Here is an 11515-nt window from a genome sequence, read left to right on the forward strand (position 1 = left end):
GTTATTTTAGTACCGTTATTGATCCTTTTTTCACTGTATTATCGGTAGTGGTAATAATGTAATAATAAATAGGATTCACTTGAGAAAAAGATAAAGGTTTGGCAACCGATGGCCAATCATTTTGATAATTATCGGTATCTAGAACGAGCTCACCCAAACTACTAATAATCTGAACTTTGGCTTTGGTACCATTCACATACTCTAATGGAATCTCCCAAGTATCATTGATACCATCTCCGTTGGGACTAACAATATTGGGAATTGCTGCCACATCTGGAAAAGGATTACTAGTGGATGTAATTTCAAATAATAAATCATTTGTAATGTTACAAGTCCCAGCTTGTGTAATCGAAACCTTATACTTTCCTCTAGCGGATGCAGTATAGGTGTTCGAGCTAGCTGAAGGAATCAGTACATCATTCAAATACCACTTATAGCTTGGATTCACAGCCGAACTGCTCACTATAACGGTAATATTTTGTCCAGGGGCTACTTGATTGATGGCAGGTACATTTAAACTGCTGGTAAACGATACTTCTTGCAAGTTAATACTTGCATTGGCCTCACAAGTACCAAAACCTACTTTGACGCTATATTGACCAATTGAAGTGGCAGTATAGGTTTGATTCGTGGCATTGGCAATCGCAACATTATCTTTATACCATTGATAAGTACTCCCTTTGGTAACCGACAAAATTGTTGGACCTTGACTAGCACAAAAAGGATTACCTAAACTGGAGGTAATCACGGCTGTAGCGCCAGAGCTTGAAGACGTTACCGTAACACGATTAGAATAAGAATTAGAGGTACAACTGCCATAATTGGTTTCAGCATAATAAATACCGGGAGTAGTGACTGTATAATTACCACCTGTAGCTGAGGCTACCTTTGTTGGTAAAGCGGTTGGTCCATTATCACGAAACCAATTGAAGGTAAGTCCAGGGTATTTTAAAGGAGAATCATTAGTGCCTATTCCCGGATTGTCTATTGATAGCACGTACGATCCACCTGTACAAACTACCACATTCGCCACACTGTTATTGATCGTAAATTGACTGTCTTGTGGTTTATAATACGCAGGAAACGGATTAGAGGGTTGAAACGTTGAGCCGGGTATCGTACTGCGTACTCGCAATCTATAGGCCTCACCACTGGTAGTAACCGGTACACCAAAAGAAATTGTGGCAGGAGAAGTTGTTATAGCTCCTGCAGCAGAAGTAAACACTACGGTAGGTGCGGCAAAACTGCCATTACCATCTGATAGTTCTACAATAAATTGATTCGAAGGGCTAATTCCAGTAGTTGGTGTAAAGCTAAAATTTATTGTAAATTTATCATTATTGAATGATGGATTGGCACAAATCTGTGTAAATGCGAAAGTAGGTTTTCCTATTGCTATTTGTGCCTGAATTTTATTGACAAAAGGAGCTAAGCCAATTGAAAAATAAAAAAAAATCTGTACTAAAAAAAAGACCTTATTATACCTTTTCATGTTAAAATCTGTGGTTTTTACTAAGGTTTTAAATAAAAAAAATAAAAACTTCGATTGTTGGGGGGCAACCAAAGTTTTTATTTTTTAAAAACAATCTAGTTATTATTTGAAGCTGTAATTTTTGAAATTTTCAATCTGAAATCAGGTCTCTTTTCATTAAAAAATTCTAAGAAAGCATCGGCATTACTCTTTTTATCATATACATTAAAAAAAGCACTGTTGCCATACCAATTTTCTAACTCTTCGTTATTGGGATTAAACTCGGTAAAAATATTTCCTTTACAGTAGTTGATATACAATTGTTCTAATTTAACTTTTTTCAAATTAGGAACAGTAATGTCAATTTTAGCATCTAAAACAACCGCTGGATTAAATCCAGAAATCACACTTCGTTTTAATTCTAAAAAAGTATTTTCAGCGACACGAACAGCATCTTTGATTAATCCATTTTGTGTATCGGCAGCCAAATCATCACTATCATTCACAAAAGTCATATTGCTTGCCACAATATTCGTTTGTTTTTTAGTGAAATCCACTTCCGCTTTTTGATCATAGGACGCTAAGTCAAAGCATCTTGAAGCACCGGTATTACTTGAAATGTAAGAAGAGCGAATCGCAATAGAGTTATCAATTTTACCCTGTGCACCGAAGTTGAATTTATAATCAATTCCGTTAGTTTTTAACGAAACCATTTTATTCATCACTACATCGCCACCATATACTTCAAAGGCATCGCCCGCACAGAAACTCACCATCACATTTTCCAAAATGGTTTTGTTTCCAACACCACCCATGAATAATCCGCTAAAGTTTCCGCTTCCTTTTACTTTTTTACCAGCATACTCGATACGTACATAGCGTAATATTCCTGAAGATGCCGCAGGATTATTACCACCGTACACCGTTAAAGCATTGTCTAAATCGTAATTTATAGATCCAACACCACCAAATTTATTAATTGGAGCATCACCTAAAATCACCAATCCTCCCCAATCACCCGCTTTTTTAACAGAGCGATTAGAAGTAAACACTATAGGATCTGTCTCTAAACCATCAGCGATGATAGTAGCTCCTTTAGTAATCACCAAAGCAGCACCTGAAACAAAATCTCCAATAATTACTGTTCCTGGTTCAATCGTCAAAACTGCATTATTGGTAACATAAACCGGTCCTTGTAAAGAATATATATTTTTCTTTAACAATTTGGTATTCTCCGTGATGTTTCCTGCCAAAATTTGATTTGGCTCACCATAGTCTACTTTAGAAGGCTTAAACTCCGTCCAGTTATTCATCCAATTGGTTGACCCAATGATACCTTTTTCTTGCTGCGCGGTGGCACTACAGACCACTAGCAACAATAATGCTAAAACTTGAATACTTTTTTTCATGAGGTTAAGATTTAGGGGATTATTTTAATACTCAATGCGTCGCAATATTTGATTTGAAATCCTAATTAGGTAGACAACAAATCCAACCAAAACTTGTAAAGAACAATAAAAAAACTTAACAATAAATAGGGCTCTTAATTTTCTCCAATACTATTCAGAGACTTTAAAGTTTCTTCATAGAATAAAATCGCGGTAATCAAATTGCCTTTATCAGCATAAGGAACCATTTTTCTTTGAAAATCAACGGTTACATCGATAAAAGCATTCATTCCTTCTGTTTGTGTGTTTAATGCTTTAGTGTTGTTAGCATCTTCAGGGATTCCTAAATCAGTTAGGGTAACTCCTGGCTTGCTTACTAAGGCTATATAAGGTAAGGTTTTTACTAAAACTTTAATTCTTTCGATATACAATTCCAACAATGGACCTTTTTGCATAGTTTCTAACTCCGGCTTCGTATAGTATTTTTTAATGATAGCCGTTCTACTGATAATACTCTGAGGAGCTTTAGTCTGTGCTGAAGCTACTCCTACAGTTAATAATGCTACTAACCCTAAAAAAATAATTTTCCCTTTCATGCTTTTCTTATTTGTTAATTAAAATGTTAATAACAAAAATAAACAAATTAACTTAACTCACAACTTTTTACGATAATTTTATGAATAAAAAATAGTACATTTTTGAAATAATAATGCACTTCATCGATAAAAAAGAACTTTAATCCTTTATTTTGCAAGTGTTTACAGATTTTTATCCTTCTGAAATTTTCCTAAAAAAAAGTAAAAAAAAGACAAAATTTAACACTCCAAAATTGTTAATAACAGTAATTATTTACAAAATAAAAAATGCCTTTTTTTTTCTAAAATAGGCTTTTTATAAAGATTAAATCTCTAAAATTTTCACCTCTGTCAATTTCTATTATCTTTGCTTTATGCAATTCTCAACTGTACTAGGTCAACAACACATTATCAAACACTTACTGAATAGTGCCGAATCTGGAAGAATTCCACATGCGCAGTTATTTGTAGGACCTGAAGGTTGTGGCACATTAGCTGTAGCAATTGCATATGCACAATATATATTATGCCAAAATTCTAATGGAGAAAATCTAAATGGCAATGAAAGTTGCAATTTGAAGTTCCAAAATTTAGCACATCCTGATCTTCATTTTGTGTATCCTACGGTTACAACCGAAGAGGTAAAAACCAAACCCAAAAGTATTGACTTCCTTTCGGATTGGCGCACTTTTGTCCTAAAAAACCCTTATGGAAGCCTTTTAGATTGGTATTCTTTTTTAGGTGTACAAAACAAACAAGGTGAAATAAGGGTAGATGATGCTCAAGAAATACTCAAATCTTTAGCCTTGAAAGCCTATGAGGGCGGTTACAAAGTAATGATTGTTTGGATGGCCGATAAACTGAATACCGCTGCAGCCAACAAATTATTGAAACTCCTAGAAGAGCCCCCTGCAAAAACAATATTCTTATTGATTACTGAGAATGAAGAAGCGATCATTTCTACGATTCGTTCTAGATGTCAAGCAATTCATTTTAATGGAATTCCGGAGCAAGATGTTGCCCAAGCCTTAATCCGTAACCATCAATTAGATCCAAAATCAGCACAAAATATTGCCCATCAAGCCCAAGGAAATTATAACAAAGCGTTGCATTTGTTACATCAAGACGCTGATGATTTGGTTTTTGAAGAATGGTTTGTGGTTTGGGTTAGAGCGGCTTTTAAAGCCAAAGGCAATGCGGCAGCCATTCAAGACTTGATGCAATGGAGCGAAGAAATTGCCCAATTAGGAAGGGAAAAACAAAAAAAATTTTTGGAATTTTGTATTGAAATGTTCCGACAAGCCTTACTGCTAAACTATCAAGCCGAAGCATTGGTTTACCTTGCGCCCAAAGTTGACAAATTTAAATTAGAAAATTTTGCCCCTTTTATCCACGGAAACAATATCAATGCTATTTTTACACAACTTTCTGAAGCCTTGTATCATATTGAAAGAAATGGCAATGCCAAAATAATAATAACTGATTTATCCATTCAATTAACCCGATTACTACATAAAAAATAATACTAATGAACAATACCGCCTCACTGCTACTGCTTGTCTTTCTGGCCATTACTTTTATCCAATCTGGCTATGATAAACTTTTTTATTGGAAAGATAACTTAAGTTGGCTAAAAGAACACTTTAGCCAAACCCCTTTAAAAAACCAAGTCCCTTTAGCCTTGGCCAACATCTTACTATTGGAATTGATTGCTGGCATTTTATGTATAGTAGGCAGCATCGAATTGTATTGGACTAATGGAAAACTTTATGGTTATTATGGCGCCTTGTTTTCTTGCATCACCTTATTAATGCTTTTGTTTGGTCAACGCATGGCCAAAGATTATGATGGAGCAAGAACTATAGTAATCTACTTTGTACCTGCTGTTATCGCTGTATATTGGCTTAATTAATGTAAATAAATTGTACGCTACTGATATGATTCCAAAACATCCTAAAGAATCTTTAACGATATTGACCGATCTGGTTTTGCCTAGTGAAACCAATCCATTGAACAACCTTTTTGGTGGTGAATTATTGGCACGCATGGATCGTGCCGCTAGTATTGCCGCTCGTAGACATTCGAGAAGAATTGTAGTTACCGCCTCAGTCAATCATGTGGCGTTTAATAGAGCCGTTCCAATAGGTAGTGTAGTTACGGTGGAAGCCAAAGTGTCACGATCCTTCAAATCCTCCATGGAAATTTATATTGACGTTTGGATTGAAGATAGAGAATCTGGAAACCGAACCAAGGCCAACGAAGGTATCTATACTTTTGTAGCCGTTGACGATACTGGTAGACCTGTTGAAGTCCCTACCATAGTACCCGAAACCGAACTAGAGCAACAACGTTTTGATGCCGCCTTAAGAAGAAAACAACTGAGTCTTGTGCTTGCGGGCAAAATGAATCCGCATGATGCTACAGAATTGAAAGCTTTATTTAGCTAGACAATCTCTCCCATTTTTTTTGTTTTGAATTGGTAACGTGAACAACAAAACCATTAAAAAAAAATGTATTTTTACCGTTCCGCATGGTAAACCAACTCAAGCTGCAAAGCTTAACCTATTCGCCAAAAAATTAGTGATAACCAAAAAAAGATGAAAGAAAAGATGAGTTCAGACAAAGAAGCCAAATTAAAAGCGTTACAATTAACACTTGATAAATTAGACAAAACCTACGGCAAAGGTACCGTGATGAAAATGGGGGACAAGGCCATTGAAGAAGTAGAAACCATCTCTTCTGGATCACTTGGAATAGACTTAGCTTTAGGAGTGAATGGGTATCCCAAAGGGAGGATCATTGAAATATTTGGACCTGAATCTTCAGGAAAAACCACACTAACGTTACACGCCATTGCAGAAGCTCAAAAAGCAGGAGGCATAGCGGCATTTATTGATGCAGAACATGCTTTTGATAGAAATTATGCTGAAAAATTGGGTGTTGATATCGAAAATTTAATCATTTCTCAACCCGACAATGGTGAGCAAGCTTTGGAAATTGCAGAAAATTTAATACGATCGGGTGCCATTGATATTGTGGTTATTGACTCGGTAGCTGCCTTAACACCAAAAAGTGAAATTGAGGGAGAAATGGGAGATTCCAAAATGGGGCTACATGCACGTTTGATGTCACAAGCTTTACGAAAATTAACAGGAACCATCAGTAAAACAAATTGTACCGTTTTCTTTATCAACCAATTAAGAGAAAAAATAGGGGTAATGTTTGGTAATCCTGAAACAACAACTGGAGGAAATGCGTTGAAATTTTATGCTTCAGTACGTTTAGATATTCGTCGTTCTACCCAAATTAAAGATGGGGAAAATGTCTTAGGAAACCGTACCAAAGTTAAAATTGTAAAAAACAAAGTAGCACCACCATTTAAAGTGGCGGAGTTTGACATCATGTATGGTGAAGGAATTTCTAAAACTGGGGAAATTTTGGATCTTGCAGTTGAATTTGAAATTATCAAAAAAGCAGGTTCATGGTTCAGTTACGGAGAGACCAAATTAGGTCAAGGTCGTGATGCGGTTAAAACCTTAATCAAAGATAACCCAGAATTAGCCGAAGAATTAGAAGTAAAAATAAAAGCACATATCAAAGAATTGGCCAACGCCTAATTGCTTTTTTTAACACCTAAAGCTATTTATTCATGAAATCATCATTGGATAAGTAGCTTTTTTTTAGAAAAAAAATTCATAAGTAGGAAAAATAACAAAGTTGTAATTGATGAGAATCGTCTATTTAAAAATAATAGGACCTTAGTTTCAAATTCTTAAAAAATAACCGACACTAAATTGTTAGGATTTCGCACAAAAAAATGCTAGACCCTAGAAAGTTGTTTCAAAATAATCCCTCGCACTTTTTCTTTCACTGTTTTTTTAGCCTCTTGAGTTAAGCCCTCAGTTTCAACTACTTCATGTACAAAGGCTCTAATCAAACCTGGACTACCGCTAAAAAAAGTATAGGAAAATCGTTTTTTGTTATCCGGAAAGGTAATGGGCACAATAGGCATTTGATGCTCAATGGCCAATCTAAAAGCACCATCTTTAAAATGATCTAAAACTATCGATTCATCATCAGGAACACCGCCTTCAGGAAAAATGCAGATGCTAAATCCTCTATTGATGCGTTGTTGAGCCGCTTCAAACACTTCTCTTCTGCTTTTGGCACATCCTCGGTCTACTAAAATACAGGTTCTTTTGTAGAAAAAACCAAAAAGCGGAATTTTTGCTAACTCCTGTTTACCTACAAAAACAAAGGGATTTTTAACAATAGCTAACATTAACATGATATCTAACATAGAGGTATGATTAGCAACAATCATATAACTCGAATGGGATTTTAAAAAAGTTGCGCGTTCTACAGTATAGGAAAATCCCATCCCAAATAGAATTGCTTTCGCCCAAAAGCGTGCCATTTTAAAAAAGTATGGATAACCACTTTCTGTAAGTATTGATACCAACAAAAAGGGAAACATTATTACTATAAGTAGGCCCATCAATAAATAAAACCATACCCTCCAAAAAATCCAAAAAGCAATTTTCAATAGTCTCATAATTCCAAAAGTAATGAATTTAGACTGTTATTTGCAAAAATAAAACACTACGGACAGGGCAACGCACCATTTATTTTTTCGCCACGAATTAAACTTTGATGGCAGATTGGCTAATATTGTTTACCACTGATTCGCTGATTTTCAAAGATTTAACCCAGAATCCGCATTAGAAATCTACTACAACTAAATTACTTCACCATTTTTTTATTTTTTAGGGGAGTTCAGTGAATGAATTTCTTCTTCAAAACCAAGTGCTTTTTTCACGAGTTTATATTTTTTGAGAGGAGTTCAAGATACGCTACGCTTGATTCTCCTATTTTTAAATTCAAAATACAAAAGTAGTAGCTCATTGGTTTATATTAATATAGGTATTCGCTGAACGTTGTTTCCTTCTTCAAAAATAGTCCGTGAGCTCTTGCTTTTATTGAATAATTCAGTTTCGCTACGAAGTCTAATGCGGATTCTGGGTTTAAAAAAGTGTTAGATAGAATTAATTTGAATGACACGAATCTTATCTTTCTTTGGCAGATTTGTGCTATTTATGATATTCAAATTTGTGTTAGTTTGTGGCTAATTGTTGTTTTTTTAAACTCATACGTTTGCCCTGACACTACGGAAGTAAAGTTTCTTGTTTGGGTTGGCAGACTTAAGTTGAAATGTTTGAGAACAAAAAAACCGAATATTCGCAAATTACAATCGTAAAAGCTTACAATAATTTGCGAATTTGCGGCAATCAATTTTAGAACCTAGAAGGGAAATGCCGTTCTAGATCAAAATCAAGACCAATAACAACCCTGCCCTTTAGCTATTTGGGAGACAACCACGGTTTTGGATTGATATAATGTAAATTCTGACACAAAGTGAATTTCAAAATGGTTTTGCCCTCTCCATTGGTACGAATAGTCCCTAAACTTTGTTTTGTACTCACTTTGTCACCCTTGCTTACATTGATATTACTCAAGTTTTGGTACACCGTAAAATAATCCCCATGTTGAATCATGACTGCTTTGTTATTGGCAATAGCTATTACTGAAAACACTTCTCCTGCAAAAACCGCTCTTGCATGGGCACCATTATAGGTTGCAATAGACAAGCCGCTATTTTGAATCATTAATGTTTTATAAACAGGATGGGCTTGCGTCCCAAAACCTAAGAAAACGGTTCCTTTATCAACCGGCCAAGGCAGTCTACCTTTGTTAGCTTTAAAATTATCCGAAACCAATTTGCTTTCTGAGGTCAATTCCATTACTGTTGATGAAACGGGTGCGATAGCTACAGCTTTGGAGGGATTGTCTTTAACAGAAACCATTATTTCTTTCGCTTTTGCATCTTTCTTAGGACCACTTTTGGCTTTTTCTGCCAAGGCTTTTTCCTTTGCCAATTTATCTGCTAAAGCCTTCTCTTTGGCAATCTTATCTTTGAGTGCTTTTTCTTTGGCTGCTCTTGCTAAAGCTGCTTTTCTATTAGCTTCAGCAATGGCTTTTCGGATCAATCGGTCAATTTCTCTGTCGATGTTACGAGCTTCTTGCTGCTTCTTTTTTATGTCTGCGATAATTCTATTTTTATCTTTTTGGAGCAAAAGCACAATTTTTTGTTGCTCTTTTTTAGCCTCTTCTAAAGATTTTTTTTCGGTTTCGTTCTCTGCAATTAGTTGTTCTTTTTGAATTTTTTGAGCTTTCAACTGCTCATAATAGCTCATTAATTCTTTGGATTTGAGTTCAATTTCTTTGCCTTGTGCTTTGCGATAACTCGCATATTGCTTCATGTATTGAAGTCTTTTATAAGCTTGTAAAAAACTAGAAGAGGACAGTATGAACATCGCCTTACTCTCTTCTGAACGACTCTTGTAGGATTTGAGAATCATTTCAGCATAATCTACTTTTAGCAAATTCAATTCATTGTCCAAACGGTCAATTTTCAACTCGTTGGCTTGCATGTCATTGCTCAATAATTGGGCTTGTTTTTCGGTAGTTTGAATTAAGTTTTCTTTGAGTTTAATTTTTTGAGTTTGCAAATCCATCACGTTGACAGCTGTTTTTTCTTTCTTTTTAACAGTCTGCAACTTTTTCTCATTCAGTATAATTTCTTTTTGAATCTTAGCTTTTCGGAGTTCTAGATTTTCTTGTGGGGATTTTTGAGCAAATACAAAAGTGGTAAAACCAAGTAATACTAAACTAAAAAGAGACTTAGGCATGTAGCTTTATTTTTTTTGCAAAAATAGGTATTTCTGAAGTAGCATTTAAAAAAGCACTATCTAATCTTTTGAGAAAATAGTGCTTTTAGTATAACTCAAAAAATGATTACATATTGTACAACCAACTCGCAGGATTATTATAGATAGCATTTTGGGAGATGGTAAATTTAAGGACGGTTTTCCCTTCGCTATTGGTTCTAATTTTTCCTAAATTTTGTTTGATCCCCACTTTATCACCTTTGGAAACCGATACAGAACTCAAGTTTTGGTACACTGTAAAACAATCTCCATGCTGAATCATTACCGCTTTGTTTACAGGAGAAAGCACCATAATATTGGTCACTTCTCCTGCAAAAACAGAACGTGCAAAAGCTCCTGATTCTGTAGTAATCTCTACACCACTATTGTTGATTACAAGAGTTGGATAGACAGGATGAGGCTGCTTACCATACCCCAAAGAGACAAACCCTTTTTCTACTGGCCAAGGTAACTTGCCTTTGTTGGCTCTAAAGTTATCGGCCAAAATTTTAGCCTCAGCTGTTAATGCTATTCTTGAGGATGAGCCCCCTGTCGCCGTTCCATCTTTGGCCGCTTTTCTATTAGCCTCGGCAATGGCTTCTCTAATCAATCGATCTATCTGACGGTCTATGGCTTTGGTCTCGGCTTGTTTTTTACGAATCGCAGCCATAATTTTGTTTTTGTCTTTCTTGATAGCATTGACCAATCGTTGCTGTTCTTTCTTCTGTTTTTCTAATGCTAAGCGTTCTTTTTCTCTTTCGGCAATGATCTTTTGCTTTTCCTTTTTCTGAATAGCTAAACGGCCATTATAGTCTTGCAATTCGAGTGATTTAGCTTTAATTTCTTCTCCCTGCATTTTTCGAAAACTCGAATATTGCTTCATATATTGCGCACGTTTATAGGCTTGCAAGAAACTCTCTGAAGACAACAAAAACATGGCTCTACTCTCTTCAGATCTGCTTTTATAGGATTTGACAATCATTCTAGCATAATCTTCTTTGAGTAGTTCTAACTCTTTTTTAAGTTTATTGATTTTAACTTGGTTGATGTACATATCATTTCCCAAGATCTTGGCCTGCTTTTCGGTGGTTTTGATTAATTTTTCTTGTAATTTTATTTTGTTGGCTTGCAACATTACCACCGTTACTGCCGATTTTTCTTTTTTCTTAACCGACTGCAATTGACTTTCATTTTCTCTAATTTCTTGAAGAATCTGTGCTTTGCGTTGTTCTAACTTTTCTTGCTGGGATTCCTGCCCCCAAACCAATGAAGTCAAACACAAGAAAAGTATACTTAGGAGAAATTTTGGCATAT

10 protein-coding genes are annotated in these 11515 nt (G+C 35.4%); 4 read left to right on the forward strand and 6 right to left on the reverse strand.

Annotated features, from left to right (window positions below):
• Position 1: 1 nt before the first annotated feature.
• From ACSVH5_RS10295 to ACSVH5_RS10305, 3 genes are all read right to left on the reverse strand, one after another.
• Positions 2-1492 carry a gliding motility-associated C-terminal domain-containing protein gene (locus ACSVH5_RS10295; RefSeq protein ID WP_438061353.1) on the reverse strand — a complete coding sequence of 497 codons (1491 nt, stop codon included), beginning with the start codon at positions 1490-1492 and terminating at the stop codon, positions 2-4.
• Positions 1493-1587: 95 nt separating this feature from the next.
• The gene (locus tag ACSVH5_RS10300) at positions 1588-2880 is read right to left on the reverse strand and encodes a hypothetical protein (RefSeq protein WP_438061354.1); all 1293 of its coding nucleotides are present in this window, start codon (positions 2878-2880) and stop codon (positions 1588-1590) included.
• A 134-nt stretch (positions 2881-3014) separates the two neighbouring features.
• Positions 3015-3455, reverse strand: coding sequence for a hypothetical protein (locus tag ACSVH5_RS10305; RefSeq protein WP_438061355.1), 441 nt, complete (start codon positions 3453-3455; stop codon positions 3015-3017).
• Positions 3456-3808: 353 nt separating this feature from the next.
• Between ACSVH5_RS10305 and holB the strand changes: the two genes are divergently transcribed.
• The 4 genes from holB (at position 3809) to recA (ending at position 7051) form a co-directional block, all read left to right on the forward strand.
• Entirely contained in the window at positions 3809-4957 is a 1149-nt protein-coding gene (holB, locus tag ACSVH5_RS10310) for a DNA polymerase III subunit delta' (RefSeq protein ID WP_438061356.1), read from the forward strand.
• 5 nt (positions 4958-4962) lie between these two features.
• Positions 4963-5346, forward strand: coding sequence for a DoxX family membrane protein (locus tag ACSVH5_RS10315; protein ID WP_438061357.1), 384 nt, complete (start codon positions 4963-4965; stop codon positions 5344-5346).
• 25 nt (positions 5347-5371) lie between these two features.
• Complete coding sequence (locus ACSVH5_RS10320; RefSeq protein WP_438061358.1) at positions 5372-5881, forward strand: acyl-CoA thioesterase; 510 nt, start codon at positions 5372-5374, stop codon at positions 5879-5881.
• Positions 5882-6043: 162 nt separating this feature from the next.
• Positions 6044-7051, forward strand: coding sequence for a recombinase RecA (recA, locus tag ACSVH5_RS10325; RefSeq protein ID WP_438061406.1), 1008 nt, complete (start codon positions 6044-6046; stop codon positions 7049-7051).
• Between the two features lie 203 nt (positions 7052-7254).
• Here recA and ACSVH5_RS10330 read toward each other — a convergent pair whose 3' ends face one another.
• The 3 genes from ACSVH5_RS10330 to ACSVH5_RS10340 all read right to left on the reverse strand — a co-directional run bounded on the left by ACSVH5_RS10330 (position 7255) and on the right by ACSVH5_RS10340 (position 11513).
• Positions 7255-7989, reverse strand: coding sequence for a lysophospholipid acyltransferase family protein (locus ACSVH5_RS10330; RefSeq protein WP_438061359.1), 735 nt, complete (start codon positions 7987-7989; stop codon positions 7255-7257).
• 805 nt (positions 7990-8794) lie between these two features.
• Positions 8795-10183 carry a murein hydrolase activator EnvC family protein gene (locus ACSVH5_RS10335; protein ID WP_438061360.1) on the reverse strand — a complete coding sequence of 463 codons (1389 nt, stop codon included), beginning with the start codon at positions 10181-10183 and terminating at the stop codon, positions 8795-8797.
• A gap of 106 nt (positions 10184-10289) precedes the next feature.
• On the reverse strand, positions 10290-11513 hold the full coding sequence (locus tag ACSVH5_RS10340) for a murein hydrolase activator EnvC family protein (RefSeq protein ID WP_438061361.1): 1224 nt from the start codon (positions 11511-11513) through the stop codon (positions 10290-10292).
• Between the last annotated feature and the right edge of the window lie 2 nt (positions 11514-11515).

Source organism: Flavobacterium sp. RSSA_27 (assembly GCF_051547125.1).
GTDB lineage: Bacteria > Bacteroidota > Bacteroidia > Flavobacteriales > Flavobacteriaceae > Flavobacterium.

What these genes read in the sequence shown, in the direction of transcription:
- ACSVH5_RS10295 (WP_438061353.1), bottom strand. Translation starts at nt 1,492, where the DNA reads ATGAAAAGGTATAATAAGGTCTTTTTTTTAGTACAGATTTTTTTTTAT.
- ACSVH5_RS10300 (WP_438061354.1), bottom strand. Translation starts at nt 2,880, where the DNA reads ATGAAAAAAAGTATTCAAGTTTTAGCATTATTGTTGCTAGTGGTCTGT.
- ACSVH5_RS10305 (WP_438061355.1), bottom strand. Translation starts at nt 3,455, where the DNA reads ATGAAAGGGAAAATTATTTTTTTAGGGTTAGTAGCATTATTAACTGTA.
- holB (WP_438061356.1), top strand. Translation starts at nt 3,809, where the DNA reads ATGCAATTCTCAACTGTACTAGGTCAACAACACATTATCAAACACTTA.
- ACSVH5_RS10315 (WP_438061357.1), top strand. Translation starts at nt 4,963, where the DNA reads ATGAACAATACCGCCTCACTGCTACTGCTTGTCTTTCTGGCCATTACT.
- ACSVH5_RS10320 (WP_438061358.1), top strand. Translation starts at nt 5,372, where the DNA reads ATGATTCCAAAACATCCTAAAGAATCTTTAACGATATTGACCGATCTG.
- recA (WP_438061406.1), top strand. Translation starts at nt 6,044, where the DNA reads ATGAGTTCAGACAAAGAAGCCAAATTAAAAGCGTTACAATTAACACTT.
- ACSVH5_RS10330 (WP_438061359.1), bottom strand. Translation starts at nt 7,989, where the DNA reads ATGAGACTATTGAAAATTGCTTTTTGGATTTTTTGGAGGGTATGGTTT.
- ACSVH5_RS10335 (WP_438061360.1), bottom strand. Translation starts at nt 10,183, where the DNA reads ATGCCTAAGTCTCTTTTTAGTTTAGTATTACTTGGTTTTACCACTTTT.
- ACSVH5_RS10340 (WP_438061361.1), bottom strand. Translation starts at nt 11,513, where the DNA reads ATGCCAAAATTTCTCCTAAGTATACTTTTCTTGTGTTTGACTTCATTG.